Here is a 22499-nt window from a genome sequence, read left to right on the forward strand (position 1 = left end):
TTAGGTATAAGGAATATTGATAAGTCTATACTTTGGAGTCTACTCCAGAGTCAAACTAAAATAGGGGAGCCAATTGATAAAAAATGCTATTTGAGAATTTTATCAATTGGCGCGATTGGATTATTACAGGTAAATTGCTCGGATAATAAAGAATTGTCCAAGAAAATAAAGCGTTGCAACAACGGCGGTTGAGGCTTTAAATGGAAAACGGAAACGTGCGATAAGCCAAGTACAGTTAGAGATAAACAATAAAAATGCCCCAACCATAATTGAAAAATTATAATCTCGACCAAGACCAAAGAATTGATCACCTGCTACCCATGCCATAATCATGCTCATAATGAGTAAAGCAAAAACAATGGATTGTAGACTCTCAAGTTTTGTCCAGATGAAGATTAACGTCACGGCTGCAATAACCAACGGTATTGGTAACCAAGGTAGATATAAGCTGAAGTTGAACTGCATGCCAAAACTGATCGCATAAAGCAGGTAGCTGACAAACATCAGTACTGCATATGTAAGTAAGCGCTCACTTGATAGCATTTTTACCATATCGGCAATTAAAGATAAGGCGAGACCTGCGAGGATTAAATAGCCTTCAACAGTTAAAAACTCCGCATTCCAACCCCAAAGTAAGAGTAATAACAATGTAATTGGGCGAAATAACCAGCGTTGCCAATCTGGGCCGCGATAAGCTGCATCAACATATAACCAACCAGAAAAAAGTACTGCAAGGAATGGCCAACTAATCATAAACACATCCTTATAAAATCAAGTAAATGAAGTCACTATACTGATGTTCCTTCTCTATAAATAAGATAAACTATAATAATGATTCTTTTAAGTACAATGCTAAATTTATGAATAAGCCTATTCTATTAATTATTGTTCTCGCAATTATTGCAGTGCTAGCAACCAAACGTTTCTTTGATCAGCGCAAGCAAAATGAGATTAATGATAATGCTGTACCTACACAATATTCAGTGATTGTTGAAACTAAAAAGATTACCCTTACCCAAATATGCGTTCTCGTGAACGGGATGTTGTTTCACCAGAGACATTCCGCTATGAAATCTATTTTAAGCCATTAAATCATGCGGATATCATCAAAGTTATTGTAAATGAGACAGAATATCGTTCCATTGATGAAGGTAGTCAGGGAATACTTCATATGCAAGGAACGAGATTCATCCGTTTTGACCGCGACAAAGATCATTAAACAATTAAGGTTTTTGTTGAGTATCTTTCAAGGCTTGTTGCTGTTTTTTCTGCATTGCTAACATTTCAAAAACGCCAAAGAAGAAAATCCGAATTTGTAGCATTCTCGATAATTTTTCACCTTTTGCGAGGGTTGCTTTTAAGAAAATGGTTTGAAGCGCATGCATAAAAATCATGAATATCATCGCAACATCCATAAAATATTTCAAAGGCTTAGGAAATGGGTGGACTAAATTAAACACCATGAATGCCCACACAAAAATCATTAATATTCGTCCTGCATTAATCAGCATGGTTATTTCTCTCAATTGAATGGCGAATAAATAATCTATATGCAACTTGCCCTGCAATTTTTTCGCGATGAAGTTGCCAGTTCGTTGGAATGTTAGTTAGTGGTGACTCCGCCTCTGATTCAAGATATATCCAGCATTCATCGGCTAACCATTGGTTTTTCTCTAATAAATTAATGGTTTCATTGAGTAGGCCTTTGCGAAAAGGAGGATCAATAAAAACAACATCAAAAGCATTTCCAGCCTGATTTAATACCGACATGCTATTACCATTAATTATGGTCGCATTTTCAGCTTGTAGACGTGTTTTATTTTCAGAAAGAAGCTGCGCATTGTGCTTGTCTAACTCAATAAACGTCACACTATTAGCAAATCGAGAAAGTGCTTCAAAACCTAAAGAACCACTTCCAGCAAAGCAATCAAGGCAGTTAGCATCGCGAATAACGGGCATTAACCAATTAAATAGCGTTTCTTTTATTCTATCGGTTGTTGGGCGTAATCCTTCGCTGTCACGCACAGGCAATTTGCGGCCTCGCCACTTGCCGCCAATAATTCGTATTTGGCCTAGAGAGGCATTTTGTATTTTTTTTGCCATAATATCCATTACTGCTCAGTTTGACTGAATTTAAAAAATTAATTATCTCTATTGTAGCGCGTCATTTTCACAGTTTTAACTTAAAAATCAGATTAAATTTTAATGATTTTCTTTTCAGATATGTGTTGTAGCGCGATGAAATGATAGACTGCTGTAAAATTTATTACGATTTATGCATAACGATATGATTCAATTCTCTGAATGAATATACTTTATTCATTAAATGCTTAACTCATTTACCATTGATTTCTCATGAAGATAAGTTCTTGGCAATGAATTGAATTACAGCGAGAATCATTATAAGTGCCATATTTTTACCGCGAGGAGTGTAGTGGCTAATGGCTAAAGAAAAGAAAAAAGGCTTTTTTTCATGGTTAGGTTTTGGTCGTAAAGATGAAAGCCAAGCTCAGCAGCAAGAGGCAGAACAACAAAAATTAGATGCTGAAAAAGAAATAGAGCTCMAAAAACAAGCAGATGAAGCTGCGCAAAAAGCTGCGGAAGAAAAGGCCGCCGCAGAGCAAGCSGCTCAAGAACAAGCAGCACGTGAACGTGCCGAAGCACAACGTTTAGCGGAAGAAGAGGCCGAGCGCCAACGCCAAGCCGAAGTTGCCGCACAAAAAGCTGCGGAAGAAAAGGCCGCCGCAGAGCAAGCCGCACAAGAACAAGCAGCRCGTGAACAGGCTGAAGCGCAACGTTTAGCGGAAGAAGAGGCCGAGCGCCAACGCCAAGCCGAAGTGGCTGCGCAAAAAGCCGCGGAAGAAAAAGCCGCAGCAGAGCAAGCGGCTCAAGAACAAGCAGCGCGTGAACGTGCCGAAGCGCAACGTTTAGCGGAAGAAGACGTCGAGCGCCAACGTCAAGCTGAGGAACAAGCTCTGCTTGAAGCGCAAGAAATTGCAGCATTACGCGATGAAGTTTTTAATGAACAACAAGCAGAAGAAGTTGTGCAAGTTGAGCAAGAAAAGCCGAAAAAAGAAGGCTTTTTCAGCCGACTGAAAAAAGGTTTATTAAAAACTCGTCAAAATTTAGGTTCTGGTTTTCTTGGTTTATTCAAAGGCAAGAAAATTGATGATGATCTTTTCGAAGAGCTAGAAGAGCAATTATTAATTGCGGATGTTGGCGTTGAAACTACGCGTAAAATTATTAACAACCTGACAGCGCATGCTAGCCGCAAAGATCTAAAAAATGCTGAAGCATTATATGGTCGTTTACGGGAAGAAATGTCTGATATTTTAGTGGGAGTGGATAAACCGCTAGTCATTGAAGGCAAGAAACCCTATGTTATTCTTATGGTTGGCGTCAATGGTGTTGGTAAAACCACCACTATTGGTAAATTAGCTCGCCAATATCAATCAGAAGGCAAATCAGTGATGCTGGCAGCTGGGGATACTTTCCGTGCCGCAGCGGTAGAACAGCTACAAGTTTGGGGCGAGCGTAATCGTATTCCTGTTGTAGCGCAGCATACGGGCGCTGATCCCGCTTCTGTCATTTTTGATGCAATACAATCTGCTCAGGCAAAAGGTGTTGATGTATTAATTGCAGATACCGCAGGGCGTTTACAAAATAAAGCGCATTTGATGGAAGAGCTGAAAAAAATTGTTCGTGTGATGAAGAAATTGGATGAAGATGCACCACATGAAATTATGCTAACGTTAGATGCAAGCACTGGACAAAATGCTGTCAGTCAGGCAAAACTTTTTAATGAAGCCGTTGGTTTGACAGGTATCACATTGACAAAACTCGATGGTACAGCAAAAGGTGGTGTAATTTTCTCCATTGCTGATCAATTCGGTATTCCTATTCGTTATATCGGGATTGGTGAAGGTATTGAAGATTTACGTCCATTTAAAGCAGATGACTTTATCGAGGCTCTATTTTCCCGAGAGGAATAATTTTCGATGATTCGCTTTGAACACGTTAGTAAAGCTTATCGCGGCGGCCGGCAAGCCCTACAAGGTGTAGATTTTCATCTACAGCCTGCACAAATGGCCTTTTTAACAGGTCATTCTGGCGCCGGTAAAAGTACATTACTCAAACTCATTTGTGGGATTGAGCGCCCAAGTGCTGGTCACATATTCTTTAATGGTCATGATATTAGCCGTTTAAAAAATCGGGAGATCCCTTTTTTACGTCGGCAAATTGGCATGATCTTTCAAGATCATCACCTATTATTTGATCGTACCGTTTATGATAATGTTGCCATGCCTTTGATCATTGCGGGCGCAAGCTCTGAAGATATCCGCAGAAGAGTCTCCGCTGCCCTCGATAAAGTTGGCTTGCTAGATAAAGCGAAAAATTTACCAATCCAGTTATCAGGTGGGGAACAACAACGGGTAGGTATTGCGCGCGCAGTGGTCAATAAACCGACAATGTTACTTGCCGATGAACCAACTGGTAACTTAGATAGTGAGCTTTCCGAAGGGATTATGCGGCTATTTGAGGAATTTAACCGCGTTGGTGTGACTGTATTAATGGCAACCCATGATATTGCTTTGATAGAAAGACGTAACTACCGTGTGCTGACTTTGAGTGAAGGACGAATGATTGGAGGCCAACATGGCTAAAAGTGCTCGCAAAGGAAAGCCTGAACGTTCAATGAAGTCAAAAAGTAAAGCGCTGAAAGGCGGATGGCGTGAGCAGTGGCGTTATGCTTGGTTGAATACAATAGCCGATATGCTAAGGCAGCCACTTGCGACTTTTTTGACAATCATGGTTATCGCGATTTCACTTACTCTGCCAAGCCTTTGTTATATTGTATGGAAGAATGTCTCTCAGGCAGCAGAACAATGGTATCCAACACCTCAATTAACAGTTTACCTCGATAAATCCTTAGATGAGCAAGGTGGACAAGGTGTTGTAACACAATTGCAAGCACTTGATGGCGTTGAGCATGTGAATTACCTTTCTCGTGATCAAGCCATGAGTGAGTTCCGTAGTTGGTCTGGGTTTAGTACCGCACTCGATATGTTAGAAGAGAATCCATTGCCTGCGGTGGCTATCATTACACCTAAAATTGATTTTCAAAGCTCAGATGTGCTATCCACTTTGCGTGATAGAGTCAGCCAGGTTAATGGTATTGAAGAAGTCCGTATGGATGATAGCTGGTTTTCCCGTTTAGCGGCGTTAACTCAGTTGGTAGGGCAAGTCGCTTCTGTGATTGGCATTCTAATGATAGTTTCACTCTTTCTCGTGATTGGTAATAGTGTGCGATTAAATATATTCGCTCGTAGAGATACCATTAATGTCATGAAATTGATTGGTGCAACGGATGGCTTTATTATGCGGCCCTTCTTACATGGTGGGTTGCTGATGGGGGCCATTGGTGCAATTATTTCCCTTATCATGTCAGCATTATTAGTCTGGAAATTGTCGGATGTGGTGACTCAAGTTGCCAGCGTGTTTGGGACTCAATTCCGTATTGAAGGGCTGTTATGGGAAGAGTCGTTACTCATAATCTTAATTTCAGCCATGATTGGTTGGATTGCGGCTTGGCTGGCAACCGTTCAACATTTACGTCATTTCACGCCAGAATAACCTTTTATTTCATCGACATCAGTGATGGTGTCGATGAAAATTTAGGCAGATAGGAACTTCTTTTTTCAGAATTTGTCTGATATTTAGCATGTGTTTACTCATATAACTGTAATTTATTTAGCCTAATAAAACTGCTAATATACAGCTCATAGTTTCACTTAATACCACTGAATTAATCTCTTTTCGTTATATATCAAAGAGGATCTTAATGACCAAAGATATGCAATCATTAGCAGTTGTTCCACAAGGAAGTATTGAAGCCTATATGCGGGCAGCCAATGCTTACCCAATGCTTACCGCTGAGGAAGAAAAGGAACTTGCTGAGCGTCTGCATTACCATGGTGATCTTGATGCGGCAAAACAGCTGATTTTATCGCATTTACGTTTTGTTATTCATATTGCTCGTGGTTATGCTGGTTATGGTTTACCACAAGCAGATTTAATTCAGGAAGGGAATATCGGCTTAATGAAAGCGGTTCGTCGCTTTAATCCCGAAGTTGGTGTTCGTTTAGTCTCTTTTGCTGTTCATTGGATAAAAGCTGAGATCCATGAATATGTTTTACGTAATTGGCGTATTGTTAAAGTTGCTACGACAAAATCTCAGCGTAAGTTATTCTTTAATTTGAGAAAAAATAAAAACGTATTGTTTGGTTTAACCAAGACGAAGTTGACATGGTTGCTAAAGAGTTAGGCGTCAGCTCAAAAGATGTACGTGAAATGGAATCACGTATGGCTGCTCAAGATATGGCATTTGATATGTCTGACGACGATGATAATAGTGATTTTGGTCACCCTGTTGCGCCCGTATTATTTCTACAGGATAAATCTTCAGATTTTGCAGGTTCTATTGAGGATGATAACTGGGAAAATCATGCAACAGACCGCTTAACTGAGGCTTTAGAATCTCTTGATGAGCGAAGCCAAGATATTATTCGCGCACGTTGGCTTGATGATGATAATAAGGCAACTTTACAAGAATTGGCTGATAAATATGGTGTTTCTGCTGAGCGTGTACGCCAGCTTGAAAAAAATGCCATGAAAAAATTACGTTTGGCAATGGAAGAAGATGAGGATGAAGAAGAAGCCTATTAATGCTTTTATTTCCCTTTTGCCATTAATCATATAGTTCGGGTTAATAATTACCCGAACTATAACTATCAATTTCTACTAAACTAACGACTCATTTCCTGCTAATAAATATTAACTATTCCTGATATTAATACGCATTGTTCACTTAGTTTAGTTTTCAACGTTTAGCTACAATATAATTCCAATGGTAAACCATCAGGATCTGCAAAAAAGGTGAATCTTTTTTGTGTATAAGGATCAATTCTAGGTGCTTCGCAGCGAATACCATGTTGTTCTAAATCTGCAATAGATTGGTCAAGATCATCAACACAAAAAGCGAGGTGTCTTAGACCGCAGGCCTCTGGGTAACTCGGGCGAGCAGGCGATGTTGGAAAACTGAATAATTCAATTTGGTATATTCCATCTAGAGCAAGATCGGCTTTCCATGAATCTGATTCTGGCCGATAGTGCTCTTCAATCAACGTTAAGCCAAGAATGTCACAATAAAACTTTTTGCTAATAGTGTAATCTGAAGCAATAATCGCAATGTGATGAATTCGCTTTAATTTCATTATGATACCTATTCTTATGTCTGTTTTTCCCATTTATGGCTATTTGGTGCGACATGAAACCCACATGATGAGAGAAATAGCACCATAATCGTTTTATTTTCATCACTGATATTTTGTAAATTCATATTCCAATTATTAATGTGGGAATTTTGTCGGCAAATTTCTTCCACTAAATATAACCCGACGCCACGACGACGCGTAACTTCGCGCACGAAAAAATCAGAAATCATACCTTGCTGCTGCTCAATCCGAACTTTTGCAGCGCCCAGTAACCGACCATTAAAGCTTGCGGCATAAATATTTCCACCAGATTTTAACCATTGCTCAAGATGTTCTTGAGAGTGATTAGGCCAGATTTTGCTTAGATCAAGAATATGTTGATTGGTTAGATCACTTAAAGGTGTAATTGTCAGTCTCATGATACTTTGATTATTTCCTTATTTATTTCTCAGTTTAAATGATCAACAGAGTGACCTATAGCTAATTTTCGGTGGATAGAGAGAAAGATTTTGTCTTGCTTAATTTTCCGAGTTTAGCTCGGACGTATCGAAATTTAACTAGAATATAACACTAGCATTTACACAAAACCTACTCAATAACGTTAGTTTTTTATTCTGCCAATGATGTAATTACCTACCTTTTGGATTTGCTATTTAGCATATTTATCTTGTTTAATGTTCTGAAATATATAGTCTTATTGTCTATGTAATAAAATATCAGCCAGCATTGCTGAAAACAATAATAATCTACTATAAATCAAACACAAACACTCAGAACCATACAGATGGGGATGGCAGAATGAATAAAATAAATAAAGCATTATTAGCAGGATGTATTGCGATGGCATTCAGCCAATCTACATGGGCTAAAGAGATAAAAATAGCTGTAGTCGGCGCAATGTCTGGGCCAGTTGCTCAATATGGTGATATGGAATTCATGGGTGCCCGTCAGGCCGTTGCGGATATCAATGCTAAAGGCGGCATTAATGGTGATACGCTTGTTGCTGTTGAATATGATGATGCTTGTGATCCTAAACAAGCCGTTGCTGTTGCTAACAAAGTGATTAATGATGGAATGCGTTATGTTATTGGTCACTTGTGCTCATCTTCAACTCAGCCCGCATCAGATATCTATGAGGATGAAGGCATCATTATGATCACTCCGGCTGCAACTAATGCTGACTTAACGACGCGTGGATATCAATTGATCATGCGCACAACTGGTCTAGATTCAGATCAAGGACCAACCGCAGCAAAATACATTGTTGATGAAATCAAACCAAAACGTATCGCAGTTGTACATGATAAACAGCAATATGGCGAAGGTTTAGCGCGCTCTGTGCGTGAAAACCTGAATAAAGCCGGTGTAAAAGAAGTCATGTTTGAAGGTGTTACCGCCGGTGATAAAGATTTTTCAGCGCTAGTCGCTAAACTGAAAAAAGAGAATGTTGATTTTGTCTATTTTGGTGGTTATTACCCTGAAATGGGGCAAATTTTGCGTCAAGCAAAACAATCTGGCCTGAATATTCGTTTCATGGGACCTGAAGGCGTTGGTAACTCATCGTTATCAAATATTGCGGGTGATGCTTCTGAAGGAATGTTGGTAACACTTCCTAAACGTTATGACCAAGTTCCTGCCAACCAACCTATTGTTGATGCATTGAAAGCGAAGAAAGAAGATCCGACAGGACCTTTTGTTTGGACAACGTATGCTGCTATCCAATCTTTGGCAACAGCAATGGAGCGTACGCAAAGTCGTGAGCCAGAAGATCTCGCTAAAGATTTAAAATCTAGCCCAGTAGATACCGTGATGGGATCACTTTCATGGCTGCCTAATGGCGACCTAAAAGGATTTGAATTCGGTGTATTTGAATGGCATGCAGATGGAACATCAACAGCCGTTAAATAATAGATAATTATCTTTATATTGGGGCGTTTTTAGCTAGATAGTTAATAATCAATTTGGTCATTTGACAATTAACATATTGTATTTAATCAAAATAAATATTGGCTATCTAGCATCTTTAGCACCTAGATAAAATCTATCTGGGTATTTCCAGTTGTTGTTTTCTGGGAAAGATCGTATGAAAGGATAGTCCTATGTCAGACCAAATTCTCTATTTTATTCAGCAGCTCCTTAATGGTTTAACATTAGGAAGTACTTATGCATTGATTGCGATCGGCTATACCATGGTCTATGGCATTATTGGCATGATTAACTTTGCGCACGGGGAAGTTTACATGATTGGGAGCTATGTCTCCTTTATTGTGATTGCCGGGTTAATGATGTTAGGCATTGATATTGGGTGGATTTTGATTGCGGCGGCTTTTATTGCTGCTATTGTGGTTTCAAGCACGTATGGCTGGAGCATCGAACGCGTTGCTTATCGGCCCGTTCGTCATTCGAAAAGATTGATCGCACTGATCTCGGCGATCGGTATGTCGATTTTCTTACAAAACATGGTTAGCCTATCTCAAGGATCACGTGATCTGGCTTTACCTAGTTTGATCACCGGTCAGTGGGTTCTTGGTGAAAGTGATGGTTTTGAAGCGACGATCACTAAAATGCAGGTCACTATCTGGGTTGTCACTTTTCTTTCTATGCTGGCTTTAACGCTGTTTATTCGCTATTCCCGGATGGGAAGAGCCTGTAGAGCTTGTGCTGAAGATCTTAAAATGGCCAGTCTACTTGGTATAAATACCGATCGCGTTATCTCTTTAACCTTTGTGATTGGCGCAACTATGGCAGCTATTGCTGGTGTATTGCTCGGTCAATTCTATGGTGTGATAAATCCTTATATTGGCTTTATGGCAGGAATGAAAGCCTTTACAGCTGCCGTTTTAGGCGGAATTGGCAGCATTCCGGGAGCAATGTTAGGCGGTCTTATCTTAGGGGTTGCCGAAGCGATGACTTCTGCTTATTTAAGTACTGAATATAAAGATGTTGTTTCATTTTGTTTATTAATCGGTGTGTTATTGATCATGCCAACCGGCATTCTGGGGCGCCCGGAGGTCGAAAAAGTATGAGGAAAGATAATTGGATCAATGCCATTGTTGCTTCTATCACTTTTTTTATCCTTGCCATTTTTATGATGGGATTGCAGCTAACGCTTGATGGTACCAAGCTTATTGTAACCAGTGCTGATTCAGTTCGCTGGAACTGGATTATTGCTGGGATCGTCGTGATTTTTATTTTTCAATTAGTCAGACCATCATTGGCTCGAGTTTGGCAAGGTGCACCAAAGAAATCATGGGCGATACCCGATTTTGATGGTTCGACAACTAAGCAAAAAATTCTGGCAGTCGCTATCATTCTTGCTGCGATTATCTGGCCATTTATGGTTTCACGCGGCAGCGTTGATATTGCAACGTTGACACTGATTTATGTCATGCTGGGTCTTGGTTTAAATGTTGTGGTTGGGCTTTCAGGTTTATTAGTACTCGGTTATGCCGGTTTTTATGCTATTGGCGCTTACACCTTTGCATTATTAAATCACTATTATGGATTTGGTTTTTGGGAAAGCTTACCTATTGCTGGGCTAACGGCTGCACTTGCTGGTTTATTACTGGGATTTCCCGTTCTCCGGCTACGTGGAGATTATTTAGCCATTGTAACATTAGGGTTTGGTGAGATAGTCCGTATTTTATTGCTGAATAATACAGAAATTACGGGCGGTCCTAATGGCATTAGCCAGCTTCCAAAACCAACATTTTTTGGGCTAGAGTTCAGCAGAACTGCGAAAGATGGTTGGGATACTTTCCATAATTTCTTTGGGATTGCTTATAATCCAGGGGATCGCATTATTTTCCTCTATTTTGTTGCATTGTTACTGGTTGTCTTAACACTATTTATCATTAATCGCTTGTTACGCATGCCTTTAGGGCGAGCTTGGGAAGCTCTCAGAGAAGATGAGATTGCCTGTCGTTCTCTGGGTTTATCGCCAACACGCATTAAATTAACGGCTTTTACCATCAGTGCCGCTTTTGCCGGTTTTGCGGGAACATTATTTGCTGCTCGGCAAGGTTTTATCAGCCCCGAATCCTTCACATTTGCGGAATCTGCCTTTGTATTAGCGATTGTTGTTTTGGGGGGAATGGGTTCTCAAACATCAGTTATCTTAGCGGCAATTATTCTGGTTGTATCACGCGAAATGATGCGCGACCTAAATGCTTATAGCATGTTGCTACTGGGGGCATTGATGGTCTTGATGATGATTTGGCGACCACAAGGCTTGTTACCGATGAAACGTCGCCAGATGAAATTGAAAAGCGCGGAGCCACTGGAAAATAAAGGAGATAATGCATGAATGCAGCCGTAATGCCTTTATTGAAGGTGAAGGGTTTAACAATGCGTTTTGGCGGGTTATTAGCTGTCAATAATGTGGAATTAACATTAAATCAAGGTGAAATTGTTTCACTGATTGGCCCTAATGGTGCGGGTAAAACAACAATCTTTAACTGCCTGACGGGATTTTATAAGCCGACCAGCGGAGAAATTGTGTATCGTGATAAGCATTTAGAAGGCTTATCTGGTCAGGCGATTGCGCGTTTAGGTGTGATCCGTACTTTTCAACATGTTCGCTTATTTAAAGAAATGACGGTGATTGAAAATTTATTAGTGGCTCAACATCAGCATTTAAAAAGTGGCATTTTTTCTGGTTTACTAAAAACACCCGCCTTTCGACGCGCAGAAGCAGATGCGCAAGAACACGCTATAAAATGGCTTGAACGTGTTGATTTATTGCAGTTTGCTAATCGACAAGCGGGAAATTTAGCTTATGGTCAGCAGCGACGCTTAGAAATCGCGCGTTGCATGGTAACTCGTCCAGAAATTTTAATGCTTGATGAGCCAGCAGCAGGGCTAAATCCCAAAGAAACAAATGATCTTGATGAATTGATTGCGGAATTACGTTCTCATCATCAGGTTTCTGTATTACTGATTGAGCATGATATGAAATTGGTTATGGGCATTTCTGATAGAATTTATGTTGTTAACCAAGGTACACCACTTGCCAATGGGACCCCAGAGCAAATTCGCCAGCATCCTGATGTTATTAAAGCTTATTTGGGGGAGGCTTACTGATGTTAGAGTTCAAACAAGTTTCTGCCCATTATGGCAAAATCCAAGCATTACACCAAGTGAGCTTAAATATTCAAAAAGGGGAAATTGTCACGCTGATTGGTGCGAATGGTGCAGGTAAAACAACATTATTAAGTACACTTTGTGGTGATCCGCGAGCTTCTTCTGGTCAGATCCTCTATCGCGATGTTGATATTACTCAACTGCCAACGGCTAAAATAATGCGCGAAGATATTGCAATTGTTCCTGAAGGGCGACGTGTATTTTCCCGTATGACTGTTGAAGAAAATCTAGCGATGGGTGGTTTTTTTGCTAATCGCCAGCAATATCAAGAAAGAATTGAGCGCGTTTATACATTGTTTCCCCGTTTATATGAACGCCGCGCTCAGCGCTCGGGAACCATGTCGGGCGGAGAGCAGCAAATGTTGGCAATTGGTCGAGCACTGATGAGCCAGCCTGCATTGCTGCTATTGGATGAACCTTCTTTAGGTTTAGCACCAATCATTATTATGCAAATTTTTGAGACGATTTTGCAGCTACGCGATGAAGGTATGACAATATTCCTCGTAGAACAAAATGCAAATCAGGCCTTAAAATTAGCAGATAGAGGCTATGTGCTTGAAAATGGTCATATTGTCTTAGAAGATAGCGGAAAAGCCTTATTGGAGAATGAAGCGGTCCGTGATGCTTATTTAGGTGGTTAGTTATTTAGTCAATGAATAAAGAAAAAAGCCGTTTTTTGAAGTGACTTCATCAAGTTAGTCACTTTAGGGAATCGGCTTTTTTATTATCTGTATTATTTTCTACAAACCATATTATTCAGTTCGACATAAATGTCGATTTTAATAATGTCGACAAAATTACAATTATATCCAATTGATTTACATGATTATTTATTTGGCATGTATTGTGCATTCTTTGAATTTCTTTTCTTATCTTTTACTCCCTAGTTAGGGGAAAGGACTTCAAATGAAAAAAATCATCTCTGTGTGCCCATACTGCGGCGCGGGTTGTAAAATTAATCTTTGTGTCGAAAACGGTAGAATTATCAAAGCAGAAGGGGCAAATGGTGTCACCAACCAGGGACAGTTATGCTTAAAAGGATTATATGGCTGGGATTTTCTTTATGATAATAAATTACTAACAGCCAGATTAAATCAACCCATGATACGCAGAGAAAAGGGCGCACCATTTGAAGTCGTAAGTTGGGATGAGGCAATTAGTTACACCGCAAGTAAACTGAAAGAAATAAAAGAAAAATATGGCGCAAAATCCATTATGTGCACAGGCTCATCTCGCGGAACAGGGAATGAAACCAATTTTGTTATGCAAAAATTTGCCCGAGCAGTCTTGGGTAATAATAATGTAGATTGCTGTGCGCGTGTGTGTCACGGCCCTTCTGTGGCAGGTTTGCAAGTCACATTAGGAAATGGGGCAATGAGTAACTCAATAGCAGATATTGAACACTCAGATTGTTTATTAGTATTTGGTTATAACTGTGCTGATTCTCACCCAATTGTTGCTAGGCGTGTTATTAAAGCAAAAGAGAACGGCGCAGAAATTATTGTTTGTGATCCGCGAAAAATAGAAACAGCTAAAATAGCCACTCAGTATCTTCCGCTTAAAAATGGTACCAATATGTTATTGGTGAATGCTTTTGCCTATACCTTAATTGATGAGCAACTGTATGACAAAAATTATGTTGATCAGCATACCGAAGGCTTTGAAGAGTATAAGCAAGCTGTGCAAGATTATAGCCCTGAAGTTGTCGAAGATATTGTTGGTATTCCAGCATCACAGATTCGTCAAGCTATGCGCTCTTATGCTAAAGCTAAAACAGCAACCATCATGTGGGGTATGGGTGTAACCCAATTTGGCCAAGCTGTAGACGTCGTAAAAGGTCTTTCCAGTTTAGCGCTAATGACAGGTAATTTAGGTAAGTCAAATGTAGGTGTCGCACCTGTTCGAGGACAGAATAATGTTCAAGGTGCTTGTGATATGGGTGTATTACCTAATTTATTCCCTGGTTATCAAAGTGTTACCGATGAATCAGTAAGACAAAAATTCGCCCAAGAATGGGGAATTTCTCCTGAACAATTAGACCCAGAAGTTGGGTATCGCATTACGGAAGTTCCACATCTCGCGATTGAAGGTAAAGTCAAAGCCTATTATATCATGGGTGAAGATCCACTACAGACAGAAGCTGATTTAACTTTAGTGCGTAGTGGTTTTGATGCGCTTGAATTCGTCGTCGTACAAGATATTTTTATGACGAAAACGGCTGAACAAGCAGATGTTATTTTACCTTCTACAAGCTGGGGGGAACATGGCGGTATCTTTACTTGTGCAGATCGTGGCTTCCAACGTTTCGAAAAAGCGATTGAACCGCAAGGAAATGTCAAAAGAGACTGGGAAATCATTAGCTTACTAGCAACAGAAATGGGTTACCCGATGTCTTATAAAGACAATCAACAAATATGGGATGAAGTCAGAAAGTTGTGCCCACTATTTTATGGGGCAACATATGAAAAATTGGCGGGTCTTGCACATATACAATGGCCGTGCCCAACAGAAGACCATCCCGGAACACCTTATCTCTATCAGAATGATATTTTTGATACACCTTCTGGCAAAGGGCTGCTTTATGCAACATCATGGCGTAAACCCGCAGAATTGCCTGACAGCGAATTTCCATTGATCCTGTCAACTGTGCGCGAAGTCGGTCACTATTCTTGTCGTTCAATGACTGGGAACTGTAAAGCATTAGCACTTTTGGCAGATGAGCCGGGCTATGTACAAATTAACCCAGAAACAGCTAAAAAAATCGGTATTAAAGACCAAGATATTGTGTGGGTTGAGTCTCGTAGGGGAAAGGTGATGTCGCGTTGTAGTCTCAATGAGACAATTAACAAACCCGCTATTTACATGACTTATCAATGGTGGATTGGTGCATGCAATGAATTAACACAAGATAATCTTGATCCTGTATCAAAAACACCAGAAACAAAATATTGTGCAGCTAGAATTATTAAGATTGATAATCAACATGCTGCCGAAAAAATGGTGAAGGAAAAATATGTTGGTATGCGAAATAGATTAATTAATCTCGTTGAATCAGCAGAACGACGAATTTAAATTCGTTGTCATATTATTAATCACATGATTGATTAAAAGCAAGTCGGTAAATTGGCTATAACATCAGGATTAGGTTTGATATTAAACTTATTCCTGATTTTTTTAGGCTAGAAAAATAAGATTGATAACTGACTTTATACTTTTATTATTTTCTTAAAAATAATTTTCATCAATGCAAAAAATTATCTCAATTTTTATATGAATCTTTTCAATACTCCTTCTTCCTATATATTTTAGCATGATGAGATGCACTCAATAATCAGAGTAACTCTATACTTTAGTTCTGTGAAATCAATCATTGACTGATAAAATATGCTATTCAAAATGGTAATTAAGTCAGTCTGCTATTTTTATAGGAAATCACTAATTTTCTAGGCGTGATAACTATCATTAAGTTAGCTGTTAAGTATTCATTCTCTTATCTTATTGGTTGTTTGATATTCAAGTTATTGAAAATTTAATCTATAAAAATAGGAGAAACTTTATAAATTCAGCCAACTCATTTCGGGTCATAATTAATTTTTACTTCTTATTTTTAAAAGGAATTAAATGAAAAGATTATTGCTTTGCCTTTTTCTCTATTTACCCGCTTTTGCGGAAGCAACTAATTGTGAGATAGCTGATAAGTCGGTATGTATGGCTGCTGAGCAAGGTGATGCGAACTCCCAAGCTATATTGGGTACTATGTATTATGACGGTAACGAAGTTGCTCAAGATTATAATCGTGCTTTCTTATGGATTAAAAAAGCCGCAGACCAAGGCCATGCAGGAGCACAAGGAATATTAGGAAAGATGTACTTTGATGGTAATGGGATGAAAAAAGATTATAACCTTTCCTTCTTGTGGATGACAAAGGCCGCTGAACAAGGTGATGTTGAAGCTCAGAGTAATTTAGGGTTTCTGTATTCTACCGATGGTGAGAAACAAGATTATGAACAAGTCTTTTTGTGGACTCAAAAAGCCGCACTCCAAGGGTTTGCAATTGCTCAGGGTAACTTAGGGTCTCTATACCGTGATGGTAATGGCGTGAAAAAAGATGTTCATCAAGCATTTTTATGGATACAAAAGGCAGCAAATCAAGGTCTCGCATCTGCTCAATATGATCTAAGCCTTCTATATAGTGATGGGCTTGGTGTAAAGCAAGATGATGAGCAAGCTTTTCGATGGACTAAAAAGGCTGCTGACCAAGGTTTTACTCATGCTCAATATAACTTAGGTGTTATGTACATGGATGGAATTGGTGTAAAACAAGATTATAAGCAAGCTTTCTTGTGGACTCAACAGGCTGCCGAAAAAGGCTTTGCTAAGGCTCAGTATAATTTAGGTATTCTGTATTATAGTGGTAGCGGTGTCACTCAGGATAAATCATTAGCCAAATCTTGGTTCAGAAATGCCTGTAATAACAAGTTTCAAAGGGGATGTAAGAGTTATCAGAGAATGCATGAAACTAAGATTGGAATAAAAGATTGATATTAACTATCTGGGTTTAATGTTTTTAGTCATCTAGTTGCAAACATGCTAAGTTAGCATTTTTATTATTTTCCTAGTAGATGTATACATTAATTTTTTATATAGAATCATTCAATTAGGTGCATGAATTTGTTTTATCTATTGATGTTGAAAATATATATCTTTGGCATGTTTTTAGATATAAAAAGCGAATTATTAGTTTTTTTGTTCATGTCTATTTTTGCGTTAACATGATTATTAATTGATTTCTATGATTTTTTACTCTCAAATCAAAATATAAAATGGATTAGTTATTTCAATAAACGAATAAATTTTATAACCACAGTTTCAACCTAGTGATAAATATAGTGATATATATTATCCATGTTGTTGTCGTTCAAGGTTGACTTATGGTGGGGATTAGCAGAGTGATAATAAAAAAGCACTCCTTGAAAAACAAGAAGTGCCTTTAAAAACAAAGCATTAACTGACAAGGATTAGTTCATGCCGTATTTTTTCAGTTTCTTACGCAGAGTACCGCGGTTGATCCCCATCATCAGGGCTGCGCGGGTCTGGTTTCCACGGGTATATTGCATAACCATGTCCAACAAAGGCTGCTCTACCTCAGCCAATACCAGCTCATATAAATCATTAACATCTTGATTATTTAATTGAGCAAAATAGTTCTTCAGTGCTTGCTTAACTGAATCACGCAATGGTTTTTGAGTTACTTGATCTTGTGAATTTACAGTAGCAACGGTTAGTACGTCAGAATTTACGCGTTGTTCGAACATAGTTCTGTCAGCTCTTATCTTTATTTACGCAATGTATTCAAAAAATGCTTCCAACACCTCCAGCTGTTCGCTGGCGTCCTCAATGGCGTTGAATGAGCGCCTAAACTGGTCATCAGGTGCATGTTCTTGTAAATACCAAGAAACATGTTTACGCGCAATACGGACTCCTTTGCCTTGACCATAAAAGTCGTGCAACTCCTGTACATGCGCCATCATAATGCGCTTTACCTCTGCCATCGGCATCGGTGGCAACATTTCACCTGTGTCCAGATAATGCTGGATTTCCCGAAAGATCCAAGGTCTCCCCTGAGCTGCTCTTCCTATCATCAGGGCATCAGCCCCTGTATAATCTAAGACAGCTCTGGCTTTTAGCGGGTCAGTAATGTCGCCATTAGCAATAACTGGAATGGCAACAGTCTGCTTAACTACCCGAATATTGTCATACTCAGCCTCACCATTAAACAAACAGGCGCGAGTCCTTCCGTGAATGGTTAGAGCTTGAATACCACAATCTTCGGCCAACTTGGCAATATCTATGCAGTTTCGTTCTTCAGGTGACCAACCTGTGCGTATCTTCAACGTAACAGGCACATCAACAGCTTTTACTACCGTCGATAAGATGGACTTCACCAAATCGGGATAGCGTAGTAGTGCTGAGCCTGCAAGCTTTCGATTCACTTTTTTAGCTGGGCAGCCCATGTTGATATCAATGATTTGGGCACCACTCTCAACGTTAATTTGAGCTGCGGCAGCCATTTCATCAGGATCATTGCCAGCTATTTGAACGGAACGTACCCCCGGTTCATCGCGATGGATCATTCTGAGTCTAGACTTGTCTGTCTTCCAAACCTGAGGGTTAGAAGAAAGCATTTCTGATACTGTCATACCAGCACCCATGTCATAACAGAGCGACCGAAAAGGTCTATCCGTGATGCCTGCCATGGGGGCAGCAATAAGACAGTTCCTCAACTGATATTGTCCAATTCGCATAACTAAAGGGGGCCATACTGTGACTGCAAGGGCGCGTATATTACGCATTTTTTTCGAGATATGAAAGGACAAACTTTGAGCAAACTGTTATTTATTAGTAACTTTTTTATCTTGACTTTTTAAGACTATAAAAATTAATCATATATAACAATTGGTTAGGTGATTTATCATCACGCTTAACTTAACTCGCTGTTCGCCTGTTCAAATCACGAGCAGGATAGAATATCACCAGCAGTTGAACAATATTTAAGCTATAAGATAATCTATTCTGGCTCTAATTTCAAAGAAATTATTCTCTGATTTTTCTCATAATTTTATTAAAAACGCTTGACACCTGTGATACGGCACCATTCATCTTTTTCTGCAATAGGGTCAATATCAAAGAGATCGCGATAAGCATCGGCGACACCTTCTGCTTGCGTCGCTAGCACACCAGATAATCCTAATAACCCACCTGAATGAGGTAGCACGCTAATCATCGGTGCTAATTCACGTAAAGGGCCAGCTAAGATATTTGCGACAACGACATCCGCTTGTAGGTCGCTTGGTTGATCTTTAGGTAGGTACAGTGACAGACGTTCTGAAACACCATTGCGCTCAGCATTATCTCGGCTGGCGGTAATAGCTTGTGGATCAATATCAATACCGATAGCTTGAGCGGCACCTAATTTAAGGGCTGCAATCGCTAAAATGCCAGAACCGCAGCCAAAATCAACAACCGTTTTTCCAGTTAAATCAAGTCCATCGAGCCATTCTAAGCATAGTGATGTCGTTGGATGGGTTCCTGTACCAAAAGCGAGACCTGGGTCTAACATGACATTGACAGCTTGTGGGTCAGGGACATCACGCCAGCTTGGGCAAATCCAGAGACGTTGACCAAAACGCATTGGATGGAAGTTATCCATCCATTCTCTTTCCCAATCTTTATCTTCTAGCTGCTCAATTTTATGAATAAAACCCGCTTCCAGTAGAGGACAATTTTCAAGTTGGGCAATGACTGCTTTCATATCCGTTTCTGCATCATATAAGCCAATGACATCGGTATCACCCCATAGGCGGGTTTCGCCCGGCAGTGGCTCAAATACAGGGGTGTCATGACTGTCTTGGAATGTGACAGACACCGCACCACTTTCTATTAACTCATCGCCAAGTGCTTCTGCTTGTTGGCCTGTTGAGTTAAGTCTTAGTTGTATCCATGGCATAATTTATTCTCTTTTTTTATTCATGCAGAAAACTGCCGACGTATCGGCAGCTAATTTGCATTATTTCGAGTATATCGTTGGCGTATTTTCTACGGATTGTACTGGATTTTTGCCAAAAAGATTACCAATTATAAAAGCAATCAGGCTAAAAATTAGGGAAGGAACAATGGCGTGGAAGTCCATTATTTCTATCTTAAATGTCGCAAGTAATGCATACAGAACTCCGCCAACAACCATGCCACTGATTGCACCTGTGCTATTGGCTTTTTCCCAATAAAGACCTAAAACAAGTGGCCACAGGAATACGGCTTCAAGTCCACCAAATGCCAGCAGATTAAGCCAGATAATCATTTGAGGTGGATTCCATGCCGCAATAAGGAGTAATGCTCCTAAAACCAAGGTTGAATAGCTTGAAATCTTAGCAAGCCTTTTTTCATTTTTGATCTCTTTAGGAAAGGTATTTAAGTAAATATCTTTCACAATTGTGGCAGAGGATTGTAGTAGCTGAGCATTGATTGTCGACATGATGGCAGCCATTGGTGCTGCTAAGAATATTCCCGCAGCAAATGGCGGTAATACTTGTACCATTAATGTCGGGATCACTTGGTCTGGGATAGTCAGGTCAGGCAAAATTGCACGCCCTAAAGCACCCGCAAAGTGCATACCAAACATCAGCACTGCCATAACAATCGTGCCAAGAATAATACCACGATGAACGGCTTTGCTATCTTTATAGGAGATACAGCGAACGGCGGTGTGAGGTAAACCAATCACGCCAAAACAGACTAAAACCCAAAAAGAGGTAAGGAAAGGCCAACTAAGTATGTCATCAGCACCTTCGACAGAGATAAGTTTTGGGTCGATGGTATTCATTTTTGCTACTGCGGCCGTTAATCCGCCAGCATGGTGAATGATGGCAACAAGAAGGATCACGGTGCCAAGTAGCATTACAAGCCCTTGTAAGGCATCGTTGAGAACACTTGCACGAAAACCACCAATTGCGGTATACAAAGCAATTGAAATACCAAAAATGACCAAACCATAGGTATAAGGAATACCCGCAGCTGTTTCGAGTAAACGTGCACCACCAATAAATTGAACCGTCATTGCACCAAAGAAGGCGACAAGTAGGCTAATGCTGGCAAACCAAACTAAGAATCGGCTTTGATAGCGCGCATAAAGCATATCATTAAGTGTGACGGCATTATAACGGCGTGCCAGAATCGCAAATTTTTTCCCTAACACACCAAGTGAAAGCCAGATGGCAGGAAGTTGGATCATGGCAAGTAATACCCAGCCAAGTCCATATTTATAAGCTGCACCGGGACCACCAATAAAGGAGCTTGCACTGACATAAGTGGCAGTGATGGTCATCGCGAGTACAAAGCCACCCATGGAGCGATTGCCGAGGAAATATTCGTTTAGAAACTCACCTTTGGTTCGCTTACGATATGCGTATACCGAGAGCAAAAAAACCAACAATAGGTAACCAATAAGAGGTAGGAGGACTTCAGTTTGCATCCTTATCCTCCAGCGGAATATCTTTAAAAATGATTTTAACCATCATGATGCACAATAAAATAAAAATGATAGGTAGAATCAAGCATGACCATTCAAACCATAGGGGAAGGCCGGTTATGCCGATAGTATTGCTGGGTAAATATGCACAAACTATCCAACCTAGTAAGTAAGCAAGGGTGAGATAGAGCGACCAGCGGGCTTCTCTATTTGATTGAAGAAAACGCTTATCCATACGTATTTCCTCCTCGTGATAATAAAAATAATCAGGGATTGTACGATAAACATTAGGTGGTGTGTAAAAAATCCCAAGCAAATGAGCTGGAAAGTTATTGATGTAATATTCTATCTATAGAAATAAGTGAATAATAAATAAGATTGACATAATAAGTATAGTAATAGATGTCACCACGAGAAAGAGGGCGCTATCAATCATTAATCCAATATTTTTATAGGCGGAGTTAATCAGTCTTTTACTGGCAATAAGAGCAAATAATAGAATAGCTAAGATTGAGCCAACTAGCATGAGCCAAGATGAATCAAGCAAACTGGTGCGTAGAAATAAACAGGCATTGATAAAGAGCAAAAGTAAGGTTCGGCTCCACGCTTGCTGAGTTCTTTCTGGTTGTAATCCCGGATCGCGCATAATCGGCCTCACAAAAGAATATATAGTAAGGCAAGAATTGAGGTCATCAAGACAAACAGCGTCATCACCATTAAAAATGAGGTGTATTGCAATGGCTGGTCAGTGCGCATAGCAATTTCATTTTGTCGCCAGCGATAAAGCGCCATGATAGCGGTGACACCACCTGCACTTGCAAGGAAAAGGCTAAGCAACATTTTTATCCAAGGAAGATTAACGTTGCCATCGAGTAGCTGCTCAATAGCAATTGCGCCCGCTAATAAGGCAAGTGCTGTTCTTATCCAAGCCAGAAAAGTTCTCTCATTGGCTAATGAAAATCGATAGTCTGGTGTTTTTCCTCTATTTTTCCATTGATTATGATTAAAAAACATGATGTTTCCACTTTTTGATTAAAGACTAAATTTTGCGACGAGAT

22 protein-coding genes and 2 pseudogenes are annotated in these 22499 nt (G+C 39.8%); 12 read left to right on the forward strand and 12 right to left on the reverse strand.

Features of this window, described 5'->3' with window-relative positions; genetic code table 11:
- Positions 1-123 precede the first annotated feature (123 nt).
- Positions 124-753 carry a lysoplasmalogenase gene (locus tag OO7_RS03730; RefSeq protein ID WP_008914633.1) on the reverse strand — a complete coding sequence of 210 codons (630 nt, stop codon included), beginning with the start codon at positions 751-753 and terminating at the stop codon, positions 124-126.
- Positions 754-860: 107 nt separating this feature from the next.
- Here OO7_RS03730 and OO7_RS03735 point away from each other — a divergent pair.
- A pseudogene (locus tag OO7_RS03735) lies at positions 861-1219 on the forward strand (DUF2500 family protein).
- Positions 1220-1223: 4 nt separating this feature from the next.
- Here OO7_RS03735 and OO7_RS03740 read toward each other — a convergent pair.
- Both OO7_RS03740 and rsmD read right to left on the reverse strand, forming a co-directional pair.
- Positions 1224-1511 (reverse strand): DUF1145 family protein, encoded by a 288-nt coding sequence (locus tag OO7_RS03740; RefSeq protein ID WP_008914635.1) that lies wholly within the window; start codon positions 1509-1511, stop codon positions 1224-1226.
- Positions 1501-2103 carry a 16S rRNA (guanine(966)-N(2))-methyltransferase gene (rsmD, locus tag OO7_RS03745; RefSeq protein WP_008914636.1) on the reverse strand — a complete coding sequence of 201 codons (603 nt, stop codon included), beginning with the start codon at positions 2101-2103 and terminating at the stop codon, positions 1501-1503. The genes OO7_RS03740 and rsmD overlap by 11 nt, the downstream gene beginning before the upstream one ends.
- Positions 2104-2441: 338 nt before the next feature.
- Between rsmD and ftsY the strand changes: the two genes are divergently transcribed.
- From ftsY to rpoH, 4 genes and pseudogenes are all read left to right on the forward strand, one after another.
- On the forward strand, positions 2442-3992 hold the full coding sequence (gene ftsY, locus OO7_RS03750) for a signal recognition particle-docking protein FtsY (protein ID WP_008914637.1): 1551 nt from the start codon (positions 2442-2444) through the stop codon (positions 3990-3992).
- Positions 3993-3998: 6 nt separating this feature from the next.
- Entirely contained in the window at positions 3999-4664 is a 666-nt protein-coding gene (gene ftsE / locus OO7_RS03755) for a cell division ATP-binding protein FtsE (protein WP_008914638.1), read from the forward strand.
- On the forward strand, positions 4657-5634 hold the full coding sequence (gene ftsX / locus OO7_RS03760) for a permease-like cell division protein FtsX (RefSeq protein WP_008914639.1): 978 nt from the start codon (positions 4657-4659) through the stop codon (positions 5632-5634). Before ftsE ends, ftsX begins: the two co-directional genes overlap by 8 nt.
- A gap of 208 nt (positions 5635-5842) precedes the next feature.
- A pseudogene (gene rpoH / locus OO7_RS03765) lies at positions 5843-6726 on the forward strand (RNA polymerase sigma factor RpoH).
- A 161-nt stretch (positions 6727-6887) separates the two neighbouring features.
- On the opposite strand, the gene OO7_RS03770 reads toward rpoH, so the two are convergent.
- Together OO7_RS03770 and panM are read right to left on the reverse strand one after the other, a co-directional pair.
- Positions 6888-7277 (reverse strand): VOC family protein, encoded by a 390-nt coding sequence (locus OO7_RS03770; RefSeq protein WP_236620683.1) that lies wholly within the window; start codon positions 7275-7277, stop codon positions 6888-6890.
- Between the two features lie 11 nt (positions 7278-7288).
- Positions 7289-7693: an aspartate 1-decarboxylase autocleavage activator PanM gene (gene panM / locus OO7_RS03775; protein WP_008914643.1), complete on the reverse strand. Its 405-nt coding sequence runs from the start codon at positions 7691-7693 to the stop codon at positions 7289-7291.
- Between the two features lie 379 nt (positions 7694-8072).
- On the opposite strand from panM, the gene OO7_RS03780 reads away from it, so the two are divergent.
- From OO7_RS03780 to OO7_RS03810, 7 genes are all read left to right on the forward strand, one after another.
- Positions 8073-9182 carry a branched-chain amino acid ABC transporter substrate-binding protein gene (locus tag OO7_RS03780; protein WP_008914644.1) on the forward strand — a complete coding sequence of 370 codons (1110 nt, stop codon included), beginning with the start codon at positions 8073-8075 and terminating at the stop codon, positions 9180-9182.
- A gap of 191 nt (positions 9183-9373) precedes the next feature.
- Positions 9374-10300 carry a high-affinity branched-chain amino acid ABC transporter permease LivH gene (gene livH, locus OO7_RS03785; protein ID WP_008914645.1) on the forward strand — a complete coding sequence of 309 codons (927 nt, stop codon included), beginning with the start codon at positions 9374-9376 and terminating at the stop codon, positions 10298-10300.
- The gene (locus OO7_RS03790; RefSeq protein ID WP_008914646.1) at positions 10297-11580 is read left to right on the forward strand and encodes a high-affinity branched-chain amino acid ABC transporter permease LivM; all 1284 of its coding nucleotides are present in this window, start codon (positions 10297-10299) and stop codon (positions 11578-11580) included. Before livH ends, OO7_RS03790 begins: the two co-directional genes overlap by 4 nt.
- A complete protein-coding gene (livG, locus tag OO7_RS03795; RefSeq protein WP_008914647.1) occupies positions 11577-12356 on the forward strand; it encodes a high-affinity branched-chain amino acid ABC transporter ATP-binding protein LivG in 780 nt (259 codons plus the stop codon). The genes OO7_RS03790 and livG overlap by 4 nt, the downstream gene beginning before the upstream one ends.
- Positions 12356-13057, forward strand: coding sequence for a high-affinity branched-chain amino acid ABC transporter ATP-binding protein LivF (livF, locus tag OO7_RS03800; RefSeq protein WP_008914648.1), 702 nt, complete (start codon positions 12356-12358; stop codon positions 13055-13057). The genes livG and livF overlap by 1 nt, the downstream gene beginning before the upstream one ends.
- Positions 13058-13322: 265 nt before the next feature.
- On the forward strand, positions 13323-15488 hold the full coding sequence (gene fdhF, locus OO7_RS03805; RefSeq protein WP_008914649.1) for a formate dehydrogenase subunit alpha: 2166 nt from the start codon (positions 13323-13325) through the stop codon (positions 15486-15488).
- 549 nt (positions 15489-16037) lie between these two features.
- Positions 16038-16958, forward strand: coding sequence for a tetratricopeptide repeat protein (locus tag OO7_RS03810; RefSeq protein ID WP_008914650.1), 921 nt, complete (start codon positions 16038-16040; stop codon positions 16956-16958).
- A gap of 476 nt (positions 16959-17434) precedes the next feature.
- On the opposite strand, the gene fis is transcribed toward OO7_RS03810, so the two are convergent.
- The 7 genes from fis to OO7_RS03845 all read right to left on the reverse strand — a co-directional run bounded on the left by fis (position 17435) and on the right by OO7_RS03845 (position 22455).
- Positions 17435-17731 carry a DNA-binding transcriptional regulator Fis gene (fis, locus tag OO7_RS03815; RefSeq protein ID WP_004258438.1) on the reverse strand — a complete coding sequence of 99 codons (297 nt, stop codon included), beginning with the start codon at positions 17729-17731 and terminating at the stop codon, positions 17435-17437.
- A 24-nt stretch (positions 17732-17755) separates the two neighbouring features.
- The gene (gene dusB, locus OO7_RS03820; protein WP_008914651.1) at positions 17756-18721 is read right to left on the reverse strand and encodes a tRNA dihydrouridine synthase DusB; all 966 of its coding nucleotides are present in this window, start codon (positions 18719-18721) and stop codon (positions 17756-17758) included.
- Between the two features lie 317 nt (positions 18722-19038).
- The gene (gene prmA / locus OO7_RS03825) at positions 19039-19923 is read right to left on the reverse strand and encodes a 50S ribosomal protein L11 methyltransferase (RefSeq protein WP_008914652.1); all 885 of its coding nucleotides are present in this window, start codon (positions 19921-19923) and stop codon (positions 19039-19041) included.
- Between the two features lie 60 nt (positions 19924-19983).
- On the reverse strand, positions 19984-21444 hold the full coding sequence (gene panF, locus OO7_RS03830; protein WP_008914653.1) for a sodium/pantothenate symporter: 1461 nt from the start codon (positions 21442-21444) through the stop codon (positions 19984-19986).
- Positions 21434-21676 carry a YhdT family protein gene (locus OO7_RS03835; protein WP_008914654.1) on the reverse strand — a complete coding sequence of 81 codons (243 nt, stop codon included), beginning with the start codon at positions 21674-21676 and terminating at the stop codon, positions 21434-21436. Before OO7_RS03835 ends, panF begins: the two co-directional genes overlap by 11 nt.
- Before the next feature lie 114 nt (positions 21677-21790).
- Positions 21791-22087, reverse strand: coding sequence for a DUF202 domain-containing protein (locus OO7_RS17420; protein ID WP_008914655.1), 297 nt, complete (start codon positions 22085-22087; stop codon positions 21791-21793).
- Between the two features lie 8 nt (positions 22088-22095).
- On the reverse strand, positions 22096-22455 hold the full coding sequence (locus OO7_RS03845) for a YidH family protein (RefSeq protein WP_008914656.1): 360 nt from the start codon (positions 22453-22455) through the stop codon (positions 22096-22098).
- Positions 22456-22499 lie beyond the last annotated feature (44 nt).

The sequence above is a fragment of the Providencia sneebia DSM 19967 genome, assembly GCF_000314895.2.
GTDB classification, from domain to species: Bacteria; Pseudomonadota; Gammaproteobacteria; order Enterobacterales; family Enterobacteriaceae; genus Providencia; species Providencia sneebia.

Excerpts from the sequence above, each read along its gene's own strand:
- rsmD (WP_008914636.1), bottom strand. The coding sequence starts at position 2,103 with ATGGCAAAAAAAATACAAAATGCCTCTCTAGGCCAAATACGAATTATT.
- livF (WP_008914648.1), top strand. The coding sequence starts at position 12,356 with ATGTTAGAGTTCAAACAAGTTTCTGCCCATTATGGCAAAATCCAAGCA.
- OO7_RS03780 (WP_008914644.1), top strand. The coding sequence starts at position 8,073 with ATGAATAAAATAAATAAAGCATTATTAGCAGGATGTATTGCGATGGCA.
- fis (WP_004258438.1), bottom strand. The coding sequence starts at position 17,731 with ATGTTCGAACAACGCGTAAATTCTGACGTACTAACCGTTGCTACTGTA.
- ftsX (WP_008914639.1), top strand. The coding sequence starts at position 4,657 with ATGGCTAAAAGTGCTCGCAAAGGAAAGCCTGAACGTTCAATGAAGTCA.
- OO7_RS03835 (WP_008914654.1), bottom strand. The coding sequence starts at position 21,676 with ATGGATAAGCGTTTTCTTCAATCAAATAGAGAAGCCCGCTGGTCGCTC.
- fdhF (WP_008914649.1), top strand. The coding sequence starts at position 13,323 with ATGAAAAAAATCATCTCTGTGTGCCCATACTGCGGCGCGGGTTGTAAA.
- OO7_RS03740 (WP_008914635.1), bottom strand. The coding sequence starts at position 1,511 with ATGCTGATTAATGCAGGACGAATATTAATGATTTTTGTGTGGGCATTC.
- OO7_RS03790 (WP_008914646.1), top strand. The coding sequence starts at position 10,297 with ATGAGGAAAGATAATTGGATCAATGCCATTGTTGCTTCTATCACTTTT.
- OO7_RS03845 (WP_008914656.1), bottom strand. The coding sequence starts at position 22,455 with ATGTTTTTTAATCATAATCAATGGAAAAATAGAGGAAAAACACCAGAC.
- OO7_RS17420 (WP_008914655.1), bottom strand. The coding sequence starts at position 22,087 with ATGCGCGATCCGGGATTACAACCAGAAAGAACTCAGCAAGCGTGGAGC.
- OO7_RS03810 (WP_008914650.1), top strand. The coding sequence starts at position 16,038 with ATGAAAAGATTATTGCTTTGCCTTTTTCTCTATTTACCCGCTTTTGCG.
- panF (WP_008914653.1), bottom strand. The coding sequence starts at position 21,444 with ATGCAAACTGAAGTCCTCCTACCTCTTATTGGTTACCTATTGTTGGTT.
- livH (WP_008914645.1), top strand. The coding sequence starts at position 9,374 with ATGTCAGACCAAATTCTCTATTTTATTCAGCAGCTCCTTAATGGTTTA.
- livG (WP_008914647.1), top strand. The coding sequence starts at position 11,577 with ATGAATGCAGCCGTAATGCCTTTATTGAAGGTGAAGGGTTTAACAATG.
- prmA (WP_008914652.1), bottom strand. The coding sequence starts at position 19,923 with ATGCCATGGATACAACTAAGACTTAACTCAACAGGCCAACAAGCAGAA.
- ftsE (WP_008914638.1), top strand. The coding sequence starts at position 3,999 with ATGATTCGCTTTGAACACGTTAGTAAAGCTTATCGCGGCGGCCGGCAA.
- panM (WP_008914643.1), bottom strand. The coding sequence starts at position 7,693 with ATGAGACTGACAATTACACCTTTAAGTGATCTAACCAATCAACATATT.
- OO7_RS03730 (WP_008914633.1), bottom strand. The coding sequence starts at position 753 with ATGATTAGTTGGCCATTCCTTGCAGTACTTTTTTCTGGTTGGTTATAT.
- dusB (WP_008914651.1), bottom strand. The coding sequence starts at position 18,721 with ATGCGAATTGGACAATATCAGTTGAGGAACTGTCTTATTGCTGCCCCC.